This window comes from Fibrisoma montanum (assembly GCF_003583365.1).
Classification (GTDB): Bacteria; Bacteroidota; Bacteroidia; order Cytophagales; family Spirosomataceae; genus Fibrisoma; species Fibrisoma montanum.
Genome location: NZ_QXED01000006.1, coordinates 70,825 through 87,792, shown reverse-complemented (window position 1 = coordinate 87,792; position 16,968 = coordinate 70,825). Strand labels below are relative to the sequence as shown.

19 protein-coding genes are annotated in these 16,968 nt (G+C 52.0%); 13 read left to right on the top strand and 6 right to left on the bottom strand.

The features are described 5' to 3' along the window. The first annotated feature begins 14 nt into the window (after nt 1-14). From DYU11_RS20415 to DYU11_RS20395, 5 genes are all read left to right on the top strand, one after another. On the top strand, nt 15-1,049 hold the full coding sequence (locus DYU11_RS20415; protein WP_229365956.1) for a transposase: 1,035 nt from the start codon (nt 15-17) through the stop codon (nt 1,047-1,049). A 187-nt stretch (nt 1,050-1,236) separates the two neighbouring features. After that, complete coding sequence (locus DYU11_RS20410) at nt 1,237-1,662, top strand: hypothetical protein (RefSeq protein ID WP_119669578.1); 426 nt, start codon at nt 1,237-1,239, stop codon at nt 1,660-1,662. Nucleotides 1,663-1,928: 266 nt separating this feature from the next. Then, nucleotides 1,929-2,777 (top strand): hypothetical protein, encoded by an 849-nt coding sequence (locus tag DYU11_RS20405; RefSeq protein WP_119669577.1) that lies wholly within the window; start codon nt 1,929-1,931, stop codon nt 2,775-2,777. A 608-nt stretch (nt 2,778-3,385) separates the two neighbouring features. Then, the gene (locus DYU11_RS20400; protein WP_119669576.1) at nt 3,386-4,024 is read left to right on the top strand and encodes a hypothetical protein; all 639 of its coding nucleotides are present in this window, start codon (nt 3,386-3,388) and stop codon (nt 4,022-4,024) included. A 246-nt stretch (nt 4,025-4,270) separates the two neighbouring features. Further along, the gene (locus tag DYU11_RS20395; RefSeq protein WP_147367983.1) at nt 4,271-4,900 is read left to right on the top strand and encodes a hypothetical protein; all 630 of its coding nucleotides are present in this window, start codon (nt 4,271-4,273) and stop codon (nt 4,898-4,900) included. Here DYU11_RS20395 and DYU11_RS33965 read toward each other — a convergent pair. Then, nucleotides 4,887-4,967 carry a hypothetical protein gene (locus DYU11_RS33965; RefSeq protein WP_374755997.1) on the bottom strand — a complete coding sequence of 27 codons (81 nt, stop codon included), beginning with the start codon at nt 4,965-4,967 and terminating at the stop codon, nt 4,887-4,889. The two genes, DYU11_RS20395 and DYU11_RS33965, sit on opposite strands and share 14 nt — an antisense overlap. A 42-nt stretch (nt 4,968-5,009) precedes the next feature. Here DYU11_RS33965 and DYU11_RS33960 point away from each other — a divergent pair, with 42 nt between their 5' ends. Together DYU11_RS33960 and DYU11_RS20385 are read left to right on the top strand one after the other, a co-directional pair. Further along, nucleotides 5,010-5,144, top strand: a complete 135-nt coding sequence (locus DYU11_RS33960) for a DUF4180 domain-containing protein (protein WP_374755996.1) — start codon at nt 5,010-5,012, stop codon at nt 5,142-5,144. A 215-nt stretch (nt 5,145-5,359) separates the two neighbouring features. Then, a complete protein-coding gene (locus tag DYU11_RS20385; protein WP_119669574.1) occupies nt 5,360-6,886 on the top strand; it encodes a T9SS type B sorting domain-containing protein in 1,527 nt (508 codons plus the stop codon). 77 nt (nt 6,887-6,963) lie between these two features. On the opposite strand, the gene DYU11_RS20380 is transcribed toward DYU11_RS20385, so the two are convergent. Beyond that, nucleotides 6,964-8,301, bottom strand: coding sequence for a tetratricopeptide repeat protein (locus DYU11_RS20380; RefSeq protein ID WP_119669573.1), 1,338 nt, complete (start codon nt 8,299-8,301; stop codon nt 6,964-6,966). A gap of 369 nt (nt 8,302-8,670) precedes the next feature. On the opposite strand from DYU11_RS20380, the gene DYU11_RS20375 reads away from it, so the two are divergent. Then, nucleotides 8,671-9,117 (top strand): Hsp20/alpha crystallin family protein, encoded by a 447-nt coding sequence (locus DYU11_RS20375; protein ID WP_119669572.1) that lies wholly within the window; start codon nt 8,671-8,673, stop codon nt 9,115-9,117. Between the two features lie 86 nt (nt 9,118-9,203). Here the strand turns inward: DYU11_RS20375 and DYU11_RS20370 are convergent, their stop codons facing one another. Then, nucleotides 9,204-9,848, bottom strand: coding sequence for a phosphoribosylanthranilate isomerase (locus tag DYU11_RS20370; RefSeq protein WP_119669571.1), 645 nt, complete (start codon nt 9,846-9,848; stop codon nt 9,204-9,206). A 117-nt stretch (nt 9,849-9,965) separates the two neighbouring features. Between DYU11_RS20370 and DYU11_RS20365 the strand changes: the two genes are divergently transcribed. The 3 genes from DYU11_RS20365 to DYU11_RS20355 are packed head-to-tail and all read left to right on the top strand — an operon-like array spanning nt 9,966 to nt 13,023. Further along, the gene (locus tag DYU11_RS20365) at nt 9,966-11,219 is read left to right on the top strand and encodes an MFS transporter (protein WP_119669570.1); all 1,254 of its coding nucleotides are present in this window, start codon (nt 9,966-9,968) and stop codon (nt 11,217-11,219) included. 5 nt (nt 11,220-11,224) lie between these two features. Further along, nucleotides 11,225-12,139 (top strand): Gfo/Idh/MocA family protein, encoded by a 915-nt coding sequence (locus DYU11_RS20360; RefSeq protein WP_119669569.1) that lies wholly within the window; start codon nt 11,225-11,227, stop codon nt 12,137-12,139. Then, nucleotides 12,136-13,023: a glycosyltransferase family A protein gene (locus DYU11_RS20355; RefSeq protein ID WP_119669568.1), complete on the top strand. Its 888-nt coding sequence runs from the start codon at nt 12,136-12,138 to the stop codon at nt 13,021-13,023. The genes DYU11_RS20360 and DYU11_RS20355 overlap by 4 nt, the downstream gene beginning before the upstream one ends. Here the strand turns inward: DYU11_RS20355 and DYU11_RS20350 are convergent. Then, nucleotides 12,932-13,510: a dTDP-4-dehydrorhamnose 3,5-epimerase family protein gene (locus DYU11_RS20350; RefSeq protein WP_119669567.1), complete on the bottom strand. Its 579-nt coding sequence runs from the start codon at nt 13,508-13,510 to the stop codon at nt 12,932-12,934. The two genes, DYU11_RS20355 and DYU11_RS20350, sit on opposite strands and share 92 nt — an antisense overlap. Nucleotides 13,511-13,661: 151 nt before the next feature. Continuing rightward, nucleotides 13,662-13,871: a hypothetical protein gene (locus DYU11_RS20345; protein ID WP_119669566.1), complete on the bottom strand. Its 210-nt coding sequence runs from the start codon at nt 13,869-13,871 to the stop codon at nt 13,662-13,664. A 202-nt stretch (nt 13,872-14,073) separates the two neighbouring features. On the opposite strand from DYU11_RS20345, the gene DYU11_RS20340 reads away from it, so the two are divergent. Both DYU11_RS20340 and DYU11_RS20335 read left to right on the top strand, forming a co-directional pair. Then, complete coding sequence (locus DYU11_RS20340; RefSeq protein ID WP_119669565.1) at nt 14,074-14,937, top strand: SMP-30/gluconolactonase/LRE family protein; 864 nt, start codon at nt 14,074-14,076, stop codon at nt 14,935-14,937. An 80-nt stretch (nt 14,938-15,017) separates the two neighbouring features. Next, a complete protein-coding gene (locus tag DYU11_RS20335; RefSeq protein ID WP_119669564.1) occupies nt 15,018-16,136 on the top strand; it encodes an acyltransferase family protein in 1,119 nt (372 codons plus the stop codon). A gap of 74 nt (nt 16,137-16,210) precedes the next feature. Here DYU11_RS20335 and DYU11_RS20330 read toward each other — a convergent pair whose 3' ends face one another. Continuing rightward, nucleotides 16,211-16,885 carry a hypothetical protein gene (locus DYU11_RS20330; RefSeq protein ID WP_119669563.1) on the bottom strand — a complete coding sequence of 225 codons (675 nt, stop codon included), beginning with the start codon at nt 16,883-16,885 and terminating at the stop codon, nt 16,211-16,213. Nucleotides 16,886-16,968 lie beyond the last annotated feature (83 nt).

Sequence of the window (16,968 nt, the reverse complement as noted above, 5' to 3'; positions counted from 1 at the left end):
TTCACATTCGTACCTTGCACAGTCTGGGGCTACTACCGCCTATCTTCCTGCCCGATGAGTTTTCCACCCTCATTCGGTCTTTGGTCCGGCTGCGCCGGAATTTGGTTGAGGATGCGGCTGACTACATCCGGCGTATTCAGAAAGCACTACGAGCCGGTAACGTACGGCTCGATGCGGTCCTAACTGACACCAATTCGGTGTCTGGCCTGCGGGTGATTGCCGCCATCTGCCAAGGTCAGGAAGATCCCATCGAGCTGGCGGCTTTAGTCGATGCTGGCTGCAAAAAGAAGCCCGCCGAAATTATCGAGTTGTTACGGGGCAATTGGAATGGGGCCATGCGATTCGAAGTTCGCAGTAACTACCGGCTCTACCTAAACTTACAGACTGAAATCGCCGAATTAGACAAAGAGCTTGACCAACACTTCATCGACCATACCAAGGGGCTTGAGCAACCAACCGTTGTAGCTGACCCCACGGTTGGCCGGGTGAAGCTGCGCCAATCGCGCAACACCCCGCGTTTACCCATTGAACAATATGCTCATAAGCTGTTAGGAGTTGACCTGAGTAACATACCAGGCTTTGGTCGGGATGCATTGTTGACGTTTATGGCCGAGGTGGGCGAGTCAGTCGCAAAGTTTCATTCGGCCAAAGCCTTTGCCAAGTGGCTGGGCTTTACCCCTAACAACAAAGCATCAGGTGGGAAGGTGTTGTCACGTAAAACGTTGAAGAATAAATCAACCTTGCCCAATACGTTTCGGATGGTGGCTAACTCGCTGGGCAATATGAAGAAACCGAATCCGATGACCGCGTTTTTCCAGCGGATTGCTTACAAAGCGGGTCGCATCAAAGCGATTACCGCCACGGCTCGGAAGTTGGCAGTTGTGGTGTACAAGATGCTGACGACGGGTGCGGCTTATGATCCGGGTAAATTGGTACGGGATGGTGAGCAGGTGCGTCAGCAGCAGATTCGTCAGATGAAGAAAAAGCTGGTTAAGTTCGGGATCACGGGTGCTGATTTAGGTCTTTTTACTAATTTAGGCACAGCTTGATAATGAGTGCTTTAGAAGACATGCGTACATCAAAACTGAATGTGTAAAGGCAGCGGCTACGTGCGTTCAGTGAAGTAGCTTGCAGGCCATCAACATTCAGGGGTGTTGGGTGTAGTGTCCAAGGAGTGCTCTAAATTCGGGCTTTCGGGCGACAAAATATGTCCCAGATTGGGTAGAAAAAGAGTATATGGGAGTACTAAAGTTTGGTTTTCCAGAACGGTCCTTTTATGACAATAAAGAGGACAATCAAACGGAAACCTTTGCGACAGAGGTTGGCCTCGTTCTTGCCAGCACACCGCCGTTTGACTATCCTATGCTTCAACAAGTCAAATCAGCAGCCTTTCAAACCTCCTACGAAGTAGACCAGGGAATGATTGAAGAGAACGGCACCAAAAAATGGGCTTGTAGTTTGTTTAAGAACGGTCATCTAAAAACACCGATCTACATAGAAAATGTTGAAGTTGACACCGACAAAGTGACCTGCCTTCATTTTGAACGTGGGGATGACCAAGCAATAATTGAATTCTTACAACATCTATCTCAGTATTGTGGGAGTATTTTATTATACGAGGACACAGGTTTTGCAAAATTGATTAGACACGTAAAGGATTAGCAGATTTTAGGTCTCCGGCGACAGGCGGCACGTCCCGAAGTTGAGTAAACAGCCCAACAATGGAAAGGGTGTAAAGGTTGGAGCGACTTGCGGTTAGTTGAGTAGCTTGTTCAACCATCAGCCCTCGCGGGCGTTGGGTGAAGGTTCATCAAATGCTCGTTTGCCAGCGTCTCGGCGACAGGCAGCGCGCCCTAATGGTCAGTTTTTGTGTATGCACCAGCCCTCGGTTGACAGCATAAAAGCCTAAATAATTCAAATTAAAGGCAATGGAAGTTACAGAGGAAACGAATGAGGAGTTTGGTTCACGAATGATGCGGATGCTACAAGAAGCAAAAGAACGCGAACAGATAGAAGAGGCAAATAGTACATATGTTTGTCCTATCTGTCAGCAGCAAATGATATTTACTCCACGTTATCCAAATGCTGTGTGCCGTAGATGTAAGCCTAAGACAATTGACAAGAAAGGTCAAGCTGTAAGCTTTAGAAATATTGCTTTAAGTGGTGGCTGCGAGGGTTATTATGTGGACACCCTTGAATTGTACGATTCGCACGAGTGCTACATTGATGGAGTACAATGTTGGGCAGATGAGGCTCGATTTGGAGGTATAGTCGTTGAAGTAGTTCTTCCTAAACCAGAAGTGGTATTGCATCCTGCATTGACAGAGGAGGAAATTAATTCAAGGATAGATGAACTTGACCGTTGGGCCGAATTTGTTGACGAGCGTATTTCAGAATGGCTTGAAGAGTTACCAGCAGGATTATCAGCAAAACTTGATGGTTCAATCTCGTCATTATCAGTTGTAGAAACCCATTTGCTGGGTACATATAAACCGGGAGATTTGTTTTTACCACAAAATAAAAGACTACTTGATGCAATCGTATCTTATGTTGGCAAAACGTACATCGAACATCTGCCTAATGCTGATTGGTATATCGAACTTCATGATCAAGAAGACATTAATTTCGGGCAGCTTTCAGTAGCCACCTGGGGCCTAATAGAACCCATATCTTTAGAATCTGAAATTAGTGAAATTTTTAAAGTAAAAACCGGTACATCGCTTCAACGTCGCTATGACCGTATGATTGGTAGCTTACGACGAGTAGGTGCGATATAAATTATGATCTGCCAAGTCTCCGGCGACAAGCAGCACGTCCCATAGGGAAGTTGGCAACCCAACAGACTGAGTGTGTAAAGGCTGGAAGTTTTCGCGTTCAGTCATATAGCGTTATCATACATCAACACTCAGGGGCGTTGGGTGCTGTCTCAGCCAGTGTCTCCAGGTCCGGGTTGCGGCCGACAGGGTAAATGCCCTGGAAAGACAAATTGCTGTGATTCAGCTTGTTTTGTTTCTGCCCCCGCGTGGGGCGGCTTCGGTTGACAAAGGGAACGCCCCGGTTAGGTTAATTTTACTACGATGAATTTTTGTAATGACTTCTCAAAAGACTTATTAGATTTCTTTTATGCTTCAAAACTGAAAGAAGTTGAAGCACTTGAATTACAAGAGAATTGGAATTACAATCACAAACGAACCTCGTATCATACTGAGCATCACTATGTTGTTGAGTATGCTGAAATTTCATCTAATGAACTCTATGAACTTTGGTTACGGTGTGATTTGAATGAGCATCTTGACGGATTCTTTACCCTAATAAAGAAGCCCAATTATGTGGAAAAATAGGGGCCATTTCAATTGGCCAACCTGCTTTAGAACAGGCAAATGGGGTGTATTATTACTATCTTGACACTCTGTTAGATGGTACTATCTTTCCAAATATTCAGGCATTCAAATTGCAACCTTTCTATGGGGATATACATATTCCAGCTTTAAGCGGCTCATTTGAGAATGATGAAGGAGTATGTAGAAGAATATTAGATGCCATGCCTAATCTTAAACATTTGGTTGTACCTAATTCGCCAAACAAGGCATTCTTTGAACTTGAAAGTCATCCTCTGCTAAGATTAGATGTGCAAAGTTTTTGGTACGACAATCAGCACTTTATTGAAAATCTCACACACTCTCGTTGCTTCAAGGCATTAAAGTATTTACGGTTCACTGAGTCCCTGCACGACAGTCGTGTTTCAGGTGATAAAGTAAGCTATGAAAGATATTTAGAGTTTTTTACAAAAGCCAACCTCCCAAATTTAAAAGAAGTAGAATTGAGAAATACTACCCTTAATGTAAAGCAAATCAAGGCGTTACGTAGTACACCTTTAGGAGCAAGGCTGAACAAATTACAATGCAGTCAAGAATATCCTACCGAAAGAGTTTTTCTCCAAAGGGACATCATCACAGGTGAAGTTTTACAAACGATGTGGCAAGACAATAACGATTGGCGAAACCAAAAATACCCCATTACTTAGGTGGCAAAGTTCGCTCCGCGCTGCCGTCCTTCGTGCGACAGGTTGCCCGCCGGAGTGCGGAGGACAACCCAACAAAACTGGGGATGTAAAGGCCGCAAGTAGTTTGTCTTCAGTTGGTTCGTGCACCCGCCATCAGCCCCCAGGGGCGTTGGGTGCATAGCCTCACAGCCGTTGCTTCTGGATAATATCTTGGCAATAAGACAGCTTTTGGATGGAATAGACTAGCTGAATTTATAGCGTCACCCGATGAGCCAATCCCACAACACTGAGCCATTCGAGGCTCTGAGTCAGGAGTATTTGATTTTTGTCATCAGCTATACGTCGCCCCGTTGGCCGAATCCCCTGTTTCTGATCTGGTACACGGATACGGATGAGGATAGTACCGATCGTCTGTTGACCGATCAGGCAGGCAATATGATCGCAACTGAGTCAATCCCTGAGTTGATAAGCACCCTTCAGGTTCAGTTGACGCTGCCGGAGCAATTTATTGCCTGGCTGACCAGGATAGAGGGGCTTGAGCCGTCTGTTGCTATCATTTATGACACGCAGGCGTTGGCTGCTTTAATTGCAAATAAAAAAGTAGACCTATCGACACTTGAACGCCTGGTTGATTGGCGCAATCTATTTGGCGATTTTGCTTACCAGGACGAGCAAAACAGCTACCTGCTACCGTACCACGACGACCCACTACTGAAACAAGCCTCGGATTACTATTATAACTATGATTTCTGGCCCCGGTATAATACCAAAAGCAAAGGTCAAACCGTACGATGGCGTCGCCCTCCTTTGGAAATAGATATCGCTTTGCTGCTGGAGAAATTGTTGGTCACGATTGATCAGTTTGACGCCAGAATCAACCTTGTCAAACCAGGGTAATGGACATAAAAACACACCACGTAAACGGCCTACAGCTCGCCGAGATCGTTGCAACAGGTATCGTCATCAAAACGGCGGAAGTCAGAAGTTTTCAAACTACCGGGTTCGTCTGGCCATCGTCGGCGATTTTTCGCCGTATTCATCCCCAAGTTTTAACGACTTCGTATTCGAAAACAACAAACCAGAGCCTATCAACTTTATAGGTTCGCTGACCGAAGCAGTTGATAAACTGATAAAGCCTTAATGCATCTGATTGACGTAAAACCAGTCGAAAAGCAGTCAGAACGTATCAGCGTTCGTCCCGATAGCACGGTCACTGCCTAACTACAAGTAAGTCAGCATAGAAGCTGTCAAATCTTTCTACAGTAAGCTATTTTAAAATCCATTCAGAGCTAGTAAGTTTACAATTGTTTATCAAAAAAAGTATACGTTGATAGCCTTGTAAGCTGCTGTTTTCTGATGAGCCGGACGTTGGTTTGGATGATGGTTCTGGTATTGCTGCTGCCGGTTGGGGCGGTCGGACAGGAACTGATTCCGAATGGAGGGTTTGAAACGTTCCAGAACTGCCCCCGGCAGGATAACCTCCTTTTTGAAGCGGCCCCCTGGTTCAACCCTAACCGGGCTACTCCCGATTTTTACCACTATTGTTTTCCCACAGACCAGATTGAACTGCCGCCCCACTCAGGCCGGGGATTGGCCCGTTTGTTCATGGACTTTGGGTGGGCCGAGTACCTGGCTACACCCCTCAAACAGCCCCTCGATGCCGGGGAGGCTTATCAGTTTGACCTCTACGTAGCGTCGGCCACACCTAATCGATATCCGGTGGGGTCGTTCGGGGCGTATTTTACCAGTCAGCCCCTTTCGTCGCCCGAAAAAGCCCTGCTCGTAACGGCGGGGCAGGCGAAAGTAATCGACAATCTGCCGCAGCGGCTTACCCGACGGTTTCAATGGGAAAATATGGGGGGCTGCTTCGTGGCCAAAGGCGGAGAGAAGTACGTTACCGTCGGGAATTTTGCCACCCTCCCCGTCACGCTGGGCTATTACTACCTGTTTATCGACGACGTATCGTTACAGCCCATCCGGCTTGATCTAGGCAAGGACACGACTTTATGCGGCCGGAACAGTACGTATCTGCTCGATGCCAAAACCCCCGGTGCGACCTCCTACCGGTGGAGTACGGGCAGTACGTCGCCCACGTTGCAGGTAACCAGACCGGACAAGTACTGGGTAGTTGTAACGACGCCCTGTAAGGTACTGCGCGATACTGTTACCGTCAACTACAAACTCGATTACAGCCTAGGACCCGACACAACCCTGTGTGAGGGTCAGACAATGACGCTGCGCGTTCCTGATGCCACTCTGTACCGCTGGCAGGACGGAAGTGGGCAGAATTCGTTTCAGGTGCGCCAGGCCGGGACCTATACCGTCCGGGTATCCGAAGCCACCTGCACCGCCAGCGATACAATCCGGGTGCGCTACGTTCCGCCACCCCGGCTGGATCTCGGATCCGACAAACAACTGTGCGGGACTGAGGTGTACACCCTAATCCCGTCGTTTGCCGAGGGTACGTTTCGGTGGCTGGATGGGTTTAGCGAGGTAGCGCGGACCGTAACGTCGTCGGATGTGTTTCGGGCGTCGGTGACGAACGATTGCGCGACGGTCACCGATACCGTGATGGTCGACTACAGTGGCTGTGAGTGCACCGTATCGGCTCCCGATGCGTTCTCGCCCAATGCCGATGGACTGAACGATGTGCTTGAGCCCTTTGCCTGTGGGGACATTACGTTCCGGTCGCTGTCGGTCTTCAACCGCTGGGGCGAAATCATCTTTCAGACCACCAGCCCGCCGTTTGTATGGGACGGTACCTACAAAGGCGAACGCTGCCCAACGGCCATCTACACCTGGAATGTTGACTACGCACTCCGACAACCCGGCGGAGCAACCGTAACCAAACAAAAGCAGAGCCGCATCGTACTGGTACGCTAGCCAGATTTCGAGGAAAAAAGAAAGGAGATCAGGATGCCCCCCCTTTCTCCTTTCCTCCCCTTCCTCCTTTTCTCCCTCTAATTACAATAATCGCTGATGACTTTGTAGCTCGGCGTGTAGCCCAGTTCGCCGGCTTTCGAGAGGTCGAGGCAGCCGCCGTTTTCGTCGCCGAGGGCATGTTTGATGACACCCCGGACGTAATACACTTCGGCATAGCGGGGGTTCAGTTTGATGGCGCTGTTCAAGTCCATCACGGCTCCTTTCTGGTCGCCCAGCGCCGATTTGATCATGCCCAGGGTAAAATACGCTTCGGCATAGGTTGGGCTGAGTTCAATTGCCTTGTTGAGGTCGACGATGGCGGCTTTGGCGTCGCCCTGTTTGTTCTTGCTGACCGCCCGGCTGTAGTAGGCTTCGGCCCGTTCGTCGGATAGGGCGTTGATTTTATTACGTTCCTGCACTACGTTGCGGAGGTTGTCGAGGGTTTGCCGGGTGATCTTCCCGTTGTAATAGATTTTGGCGTCGGCATTCGTGTTGTTCGCTTCGATGGCCGTGTTGAAATCCTGAATGGCGCCCTTCTGATCACCCAGTTTGCTGCGGCAGAAACCCCGACCGTAGTAGGCCCGGAAGTTGTCGCCGTTGAGAGTCAGGGTGCGGCTGTAATCGGCCAGCGCCCCTTTGTAGTCTTCGAGTTTAGCCTTGGCAAAACCGCGGTAGTAGAAGGATTCGGCATCTTCGGGACCCAGTTCAATGGCGGAATTGAGGTCGGCGATGGCACCGGTGTAATCTTTCAGCTCAAGTTTTGACACCCCACGACCGGCGAAGGCCTGCGCACGCCGGGGGTTCATCTCCAGCACCTTGCTGAAATCGGCAAGACTACCGGCGTAATCCTCCAGCTTTTGTTTGGTAATGCCCCGGGCATAAAGCGCCGGTACGTTGTTGGGTTCGAGTTCGATGGTTCTGGTGAAGTCGGCGAGGGCGCCCCGGTGCTGTTCGATTCGGCTCCGGCTGACCCCCCGGTTGTAGTACGTCTGCGGATCGTCGGGGTTGAGTTCGATGGCCCGGCTGAAATCGAGCAGCGCCCCCCGGTGATCATCCTGTTTGCTCTTGCTGACCCCCCGGCTGAGGTAAGCCAGCGCATCTTTGGCATTGAGCTCGATGGCCCGGTCGTAGTCCAGAATAGCCCCGCGGTGATCTTTGAGATTAGCTTTGGCCAGACCCCGGTTGTAATAGCTGGCTGCATTTTCCGGATTCATCGTGATGGCCATACTGAAAGCCTGAAGAGCGCCCGTAAAATCGCCGGTTTTACTACGGGTAATCCCGTTCTCAAAAAAATCGGCGGCTGTTTGCTGGGCCGTGGCCGTTGAAAAACCAGCCCAGATGCATAGCAGAGCCAGCGGCAGGAAACGTCGCGTCATAGGATAAAAATGTAGGAATGGTAGGTATTATATTATTTAGCGGGCTAAAATTAGGGGTTTATATATGATGAAAAAAAGCAAAGCTCTGTTAAGTTTCTTCGTGCCCCCCTCTAAATGAGTTCAATAGATCAGTAAACAGTGCTGCTGTCAACTACTCAAAGTAGGTACGTTGAATGTATACTTGTTGATAAGTATACTCATGTTTTGACAGGCTCAGAAATTCCTTTTGTGTCATTTTGTCTGGATTGGTCGAGGTTTTAACCCAAAACAAGACATAATGTCTGTAAAATATAATGTTTTCGGCAGTGGTATACTGTTTGCCAATAGATCGGTGTGTTTGATTATAAACAACCAATTAACACTACGACAATGGCAACTTTAGTTCGTTATAATAACTTCCCTACCTTGTTTGACCAGGCTTTTGCCCGCGATTTTAACCGTTTCTTTGGCCGTCCGGTCATTGCCCGTTATCAGAATGAACGGCCGAACGTACCGGCGGTGAATGTGAAAGAAGATGAAACCGCTTTCCACCTCGAACTGGCCGCTCCCGGCTTGAAAAAAGAGGATGTGAAAGTTAACGTAGAGAATAACCGCCTGACTATCGCGTACAAGCACGAAGAAAAGACGGAAGAAACTACCGAGAAATTTACGCGTAAAGAGTTTGGCTACAGCGCGTTTGAGCGCAGCTTCCGCCTGCCGAAAAACGTAAATGCTGATCAGATTCAGGCCGCTTATACGGACGGTATTCTGAAAATTGATCTGCCCAAAGTGGAAGTAAAAGAAGAGAAGACTGTGAAAGAAATCGCGATTGCCTAAGGCTCGCCTGAGTACACAGATTCGTATCCATACCTAAAGCCGCGCCAGGACAGTCCCGGCGCGGCTTTTTTGTTAACCCCTGTCGCTCAGCGCACGGCGGCTACGAAGGCCTCCAGTTTGGCGGGGTCCAGATGGCCGTCGGTGCGGACGCCACTGCAGATGTCCAGCCCGAACGGCTGCACGGTATCGATGGCTTCCTGTACGTTGTGGAGCCGCAGACCGCCCGCCAGAAAAACCGGCACCGCCGACTGCTGAACGATCTTTCGGCTAACCTGCCAGTTATGAACCCGGCCGGTGCCGCCCAGTTCCTTCACGGCCAGATTCGGGTTGCCGGAGTCAAGCAGGAGGGCGTCGGCTCCGTCGTCGACAGCCCGGAGGGCCTCGTCAACGCTGACGTCGTCCAGCACGTGGATGACCTGAACCAGTTTAACGGCCGGGAGTGCCGCCCGCAGTTGCGCATACGTACCGGCCGGCACCGCATCGACGAGTTGAATGGTGTTGGCACCGACCCGGCGATGGTGCGCAAGGATGCCGTCGACGGTGATTTCGCTGGTGAGCATGAACGTAGCGATGGGCGGGGGCGTAACGCGGACGATGGCCTGCGCCAGATCGTCGGCAATGACGCCGGGACCGCTGGGCATGGCTCCTACCAGCCCGAGGGCATCGGCTCCGGCTGTTACGGCGGTGCGGGCTTCGTCGGTGCTGCTGATGCAGCAGATTTTTAGTTTCATGAGGCACAGTCGCCGGAGCGACGTAGACGGCTTTATCAGATTCTTGGGTACTTCGGCACAAAATTCAGGATTAATCGGTTAATCAACGTAACCAACGTTGAATTGGTGATTAAACGAATGACGACCGTTCCGCTTCCCAATGATCCCTACGCGTCTCTGCGCATTCCTGAGTTTCGATATTTCGTCACGAACAGCTTCCTGATTACGGCTACGTTGCTGATTCAGGAGGTCATTCTGGGGTACGAACTGTACAAGATGACGCGCGACCCGCTGGCCCTTGGACTCGTCGGGCTGGCCGAGGCCATTCCGTTCATTGCGCTGTCGCTGTTTGGGGGGCATCTGGCCGACCGGTACGACAAAAAACGATTGTTGCAGTACAGCCTGCTGGTTATCATTCTGGGGTCCGTTATCCTGTATCTGGCGTTTCAGCCTTCGCTGGTCGAGCAACTTACGCAGACGGCGCGGCTGGCGGTAATCTATGGCGTACTGATGCTGATTGGTACGGCCAAGGGCTTCTATTCTCCGGCCAGTTCATCGCTGAAGCCATTTCTGGTGCCCCGGGCGCTGTACCCTAATTCGGCCACCTGGAGCAGTTCGTTCTGGCAGGCGGGGGCCATTGTCGGTCCGGGCGTAGCGGGGTTTCTGTATAACTGGGTGGGTTTGGATAATACCCTGATCGTTATTATTGGCCTGCTGGTGGTGTGCTTTCTGTTGATTACCTTCATCAAACGCCGACCCGTACCGGTTAGTGACGAACCTTTGCTCGGGTTTCGCGAGAGCCTGAAGGAAGGGTTCCGGTTCGTGTTCAGCACCCGTATTGTGCTGTACGCCATCTCGCTCGATCTGTTTTCGGTGCTGTTCGGTGGCGTAGTGGCGATCCTGCCCGTGTTTGCCGAAGATATTCTGAAGGTAGGTGCCGAGGGGCTGGGCTTTCTGCGGGCGGCACCATCGGTGGGGGCTGTCGTAACGATGCTGCTCATGGCTAAATACCCACCCACGTATAATGCCTGGCGGAATATGCTGCTGGCCGTTGCGGGTTTTGGCGCGGCCACCCTGATCTTTTCGATCTCTACGAATTTTTACCTGTCCCTGGTTATGCTGGCCCTCACCGGCGCTTTCGACAGCGTCAGCGTGATTATCCGGCAGACGATCCTGCAGATTTTTCCGCCCGACCACATGCGCGGACGTGTGGCGGCCGTTAACGGGATCTTCGTGAGCTCGTCCAACGAAATCGGTGCTTTTGAGTCCGGACTGGCGGCCAGCCTGCTGGGAACCGTACCGTCTGTCATGCTGGGGGGCATTGTCACGCTGGTGGTTGTCGCTTTCGTGTATGCCCGGTCGAGGGAGCTGTTTGATGTTCGATTAAGCTGACCGGTATGCTGCACATCGGATTGCTGGGCTGCGGTATCTGGGGCCGGAACATACTGAACGATCTGATTACGCTCGGGGCCAGCGTAACTGTCTGCGACCCCGATGCTGACCAGCGTCAGTGGGCGCTGCAACACGGGGCGTTGCACGTAACGGACCAGTCCGACGCCCTTCGTGTCTGCGATGGCCTTATCGTGGCGACACCGGCCACTACGCACCGGGACGTGCTGACGCAGATCGCTACGTTCGGCAAACCCATCTTCGTGGAAAAACCGTTGGCGACGTCTCTGGCCGATGCACAGGCCATTGGTGCGCTGGTTTTGCCGCCAACCTTCCTGATGCACATCTGGCGTTATCATTCCGGTGTACAACTGCTCGGCGAACTGGCCCGCTCCGGCGAACTGGGCGACGTACTATTGCTGAAAACGACACGTACCAACTGGACTAGTCCGCGTACCGATACTGATAGTCTGTGGACGCTGGCTCCCCATGATCTAACCATCGCTCTGGAACTCCTCGGACACATACCCCCGCCCAGGGCGGCCATTGCGGAGCGGCACGGAAGCGCAATTCGGGGGATGACGGCCCTGCTGGGCGACCGCCCCGGAGTTGTGATCGACGTATCGACCCGGTACGCCGACAAACGCCGGGAGATCCGGCTTCATGGTACCAGGGGTGTAGCCGTACTGGCCGACGAACTGGTCGATTACGTGGATATCTGGTGGGGAACTGACCAAACCCCGCCCGATGCCCGCCGACACGAGCGCCGATTTTTTGAAGCCGTATCCCCGCTGCAACGGGAATTGGCCGCTTTTCTGACGTACTTGCGGGGGGGCGATGCACCGGTCAGCGATCTGGCCGAGGGCATTGAGGTGGTGCGGGTACTGGAAGAATTAATAGCTTTGAGCCAAAAAAACGCATGAGCCTGACGGCTACAGTTCTTATTCCTACTACAACGGACCGCGGGCCGTTGCTGCCGTTCTGCATTGGCAGCGTATTGCGGCAAACCGTGCCCGACCTGGAAGTATTCATCATCGGTGATGGAGTAAACGATCAGACCCGCGATACCATACAGGACTTGATCCGGCAGGATGCCCGGATTCGTTTCTTCGATTACCCAAAGCACCCACGCCGGGGAGAGGTCTATCGGCATGAAGCGTTGCAGGAAGCCCGCGGGCGGCTGGTTGCCTACCTCTGCGACCGCGATCTGTGGCTGCCGAATCACCTGCAAACGTTAAGCCGGCTGCTGGAAAGCGGAAACCTGGCGGCTACGAACTTCTATCAGGTCCGGCGCGATCAGCGGCTGTTCGTTCCGTACCGACCCGTAAAAGCCGACGCAGCAGTACAGGCAATTTTGTCGGCTGTGGGGCACACGCTCGACTTTTACCGGTCATTGCCACACGGCTGGCAAACAACCCCGGCCGGTATACCTACCGATCGGTACATGTGGCAGCAGATGCTGGCCCAGCCCGACTGTCGGCCGGTGGCGGGCTGGCTGCCGACCCTGTTGTATTTTAAGCGCGGAGGGCACCCTGGCTGGAGTACAGCACAGCGGTATGAAGAACTAAAACCCTGGAGTGCTCTGCTGGAGCAGCCGGGCGGCATAGAGTCCGTGGTCGATCAGGCGTTGATGCACCTGATCCAGGATCGAAATCACATGCGGTTGTCGTGGCTGGCCCTGCGCGGACGCAGCCTGTCAGAATTGCCCGGTTGGCTTAGCTGGAAGGTGCATCGTTGGCTAAATCCGCCAGCAGATGACGCAGCGGAGGAAAGTTACTGGCCCGCTCCGAAAGAATCGGGTCGGTAATACCCCAGGGAATCCCCAGATCGGGGTCGTCCCAGCGGCAACCGTGGTTGTCGTCGTGCCCGTAGTTAACGAATGATTCCGAAACGGCCTGTAAATGGACGGATGGCGTGAAAAAATACCAGCCGTGGAGTAAACCCCTCGGGAAAACAAGCGCTTTCAGATCCGTGCCGAACAACTCGTACAGTGCCCATTGGTTGCGGGTTGGCGAATGGGGGCGAGCATCGTATAAACCGACCAGACAATGGCCCTCGATCAGGCAAAAATATTCGTCGTGCCGCAGGTGCAGGTGCATTCCCCGAAAGACATTCGGTTCAGAACGAACCAGGCTCCATTGCGTTGGCGTCAGGCAGGTACCCCAATATTGCTGGAAAACTTCGGTGAACGAGCCGCGGCTGTCCTGATGTTCGGTAAGTGACTTACAGTCAACACCGGTCAGAGGCTGACCAGCGAATAACCCAGGTGAGGAAGGATTGATTTCTACAATCATGTAGGGCAGATATGTGGCAGATCGGCCCTAAATTACGTAATTGTAAACAATAATTGCAGGAAGAGCGCAATTTGATACCTAAACGTAACAACGTGTGCGGCATTCGTCATGCCGGTCATTCAGAACCAGCATGACGAATGATGACACACGATCAGGCCCTGGCATGCGGATGTCCAATGGCCTGAACGAAGGCGTTGACGTCGATTTGCTCGTTGAGTAGTACTCTGGCATTGAAGATTTCCCAGAACAATTCATCAGATAACTGATAGTCGCGTTGCAGCCGGATCATGTCACGGATGCTTTCCTTTAACGGCAACGTTGGTACCTGTGACCACGCAGCAAGAGACTGTTGTTGTTCCATACCCGTATTTTGGTTTCGTGTGCGAGGTAGTAAACGAGTTCATTTTCAGTTTGTTTTGCTAAAAAGCAGGAGTTCTTAGGGTATTGGTTGGAAAAATTCTATGGTTCCACCATTTTTGAAACGTATACACTATCAGTGCCCTTTTTTTTGCAATAAAATTTTTTTGATTTTTTGTGTCATCTCTTTTTATCCTGGTGGTTCTATGAAGATTGTTACCTTAACCGCAATTCTGGCTGGCCTTGGTCTGGCAGCCCTCACACCTGCTTTCAAGCCGAAGCCCATGAAGCTGGTGAAAGCCTGGGAAACGGACACCACTCTCCGCACACCCGAGTCGGTGCTCTACGACGACAAAGCCAGGGTGCTATACGTAGCCAATATCGACGGAAAAGCGGATGCCCTGGATGGGAGCGGGTTCATTTCGAAAGTGTCGCTCGATGGTAAGATCGAAAACCTGCGCTGGACGTCAGGGCTCAATGCGCCCAAAGGCATGGGGATTTATAAAAATCGTCTGTACGTAACCGACGTGTATCGGCTGGTGGCTATCAACCTTGAAACCGGTCAGGCCGAAAAAACCTGGGATGCGGTCGATACCAAAGCCGCTTTTCTGAACGACGTAACCGTAGCGAAGGACGGCACGGTGTTCGTTTCTGACAGCCGCTTCAATAAACTGTACCGCCTGAAAGACGACAAATGGGAGGTTTTGATGGAGGGCGATCAACTGAATAATCCCAATGGCGTGCTGGCGGTCGACAAAAACCGGCTGATGGTCGGCAGTACGAAAATCGGTGCATTGCGGGCACTCGACCTCAACACCAAAACCATGATGACCATTGCGGATGGCATGGCCGCAACGGATGGCATCGTACCAGAAGGAAAAGGGAACTACTTCGTTTCTGACTGGAATGGCCAGGTCTTCCACGTCAGTGCCGACGGAACCAAGCAGCAACTGCTCGACACCCGCGAACAAAAGATCAACTCGGCCGATATTGAGTACGTGGCCGGCCGCAAGCTGCTGGTTGTCCCTACGTTTTTTGGCAACAAGCTGGTGGCCTACCGCGTAGAGTAGCAGTCTCCATCTACTAAATTTCATTGCGAAGTTGGGGGGAGTTCGGTAACCTTGCTGATACGTCTCGCTATGTTACCATTATGCGCTTCCCCCAACTGACATTTACTCGCTTCATCGCGGCCATGATCGTGCTGCTGTTTCACTTCGGCCATTCCGAAGCGATGCTGTCGATTCCGTTCTTCGGCCACATTCTCGAATACGCCAATTCGTTGCTCAGCTATTTTTTCGTGCTGACGGGTTTTCTGCTGATTGTATCGATCGTACGCAACGGCGAAGCACCGAAGGCTATTCCGTCCGGGCTGTTCTGGATTAACCGGTTTGCCCGGATTTACCCGCTGCACATTCTGGCGCTGGTCCTGACCGTGGGTCTGCAACTGGCTGTTGTGAGCTATAACCCCACGGCCGACGTACCGCCGTTGCGGGCTGATAAGCTGATTCTGAATGCTTTGCTCCTGCACGCCTGGTATCCCAACTACGCCCTGATCTACAACTACGTAAGCTGGACGCTTTGCATCGAGGTGCTGCTAAGCCTGCTGGCTCCGGCTCTCTATGGCTGGATGAACAAGCAGGAAACCCCGGCGCTGGTCCGCAATATAGTGCTGGTCTGGGTGGGCAGCCTGATTGTGCACTTCCTGTGTGTCCAGAACGGTATGCCTGTCGACTGGGGCTTCTACTGGCCTCCGTTTCACATACCGGAATTCATTGTTGGTATGCTCGGCGGATTCATGATGGTACGTCACTACCCGCAATTGAAAGCCAGTGCTTCGAAAATACACGCGGCTGCGTTCATCGGGTCCGGAGCGATGCTGCTCATCATGGGTTTCGCTACGCAGGTGCTGTTCAAAAACAGCATCATTTTCGCGCCGGTTTTCATGTTCATTATCATGAGCGTATGCCTGGCCGAAAACTGGTTCTCCCGGCTGCTGAGTACCCGGCCGCTGATTTACCTGGGTGAGATTGGCTATGGTCTTTTCATTCTGCAGGTGCCCGTGTCTATTCTGATGCTGTACTTCTTCGACGAGTTCGTTGACTGGCCTTACAAATACGTGTGCGTAGCCTTCCTGGTTGTGCTGATTGCGGTGTCGGCCGCTGTGTACGAAGGTATGGAGAAGCCGATACGTAACTACATGAAGAAACAACTCAAAAAGCGCATGGCTACGCTCGCACCGGAACCGGCCGTGCAGAAAGTAACCGCGTAAAAACCGGGTTTATAACGCAGGGGCGTAGCCGTGTGCAAACCACGCGGCTACGCCCCTGCTTCATTGAACAGCCTTTACAGCCGCTGCCCGGTCCGGCCGAAATAATAGTTGACCCCGAATTTGAACCGGCCACCTTTGCTGCGTCCGGCTGCCGGATCAACCCGGTCGTAGTAGTTGTTTTCAAAAGCTCCCTCGAAGCCCAGACTGGGCAGTATCCAGAACATGATACCCAGTTCCAGGTTGACGCTGTTGTAACGGGCTTTCTGATCTTCCGGAATGTTGTCTGAGAATTCACGGCCGAAGTTGTACCCGGCTCCCAGAAAGCTGCTGACCCGCGTCCGGAAGGGATAATACCGTACGAACAGACCTGCCTGACGGGCCCGGTAGCGTTCGCCGACCCGCCGGTCAAAATCGTAGCGAAGGCCGCCCATGAAACCCTCCTGGAAGAAGTAGCCGGCGCGGGTGTTCACGGCCAGGTAGGCATTGCCACCGCCCGTTCCGACGCCCAGTCCCCCGCCAATGAATACGCTACCCGGCTGAAACCAGTCCAGCTGGTTGGCGCGGATGTAGTCGCGGCTTTCTTCAACCTCTTCCTGAATATCCTCTTTAACCTTGTTGGCTTTCTGGCGAATTTCCTGCTCGGTTTCGTTGCTGATAATGGGTCGGTCGCGGTTAGTCGAATCGTTCTGCGCGAACGCTGCGGCCGATGTAAACAGCAGTATAAGTGAGGTAACTAATACAGATCTCATAGTCGTTGAGTTATGCGTTTTTGTGTGTCTGGAACTACTAACTCATTAACTAAAAAAGAAATTTAAGGTTTAGCCGGTCAGAA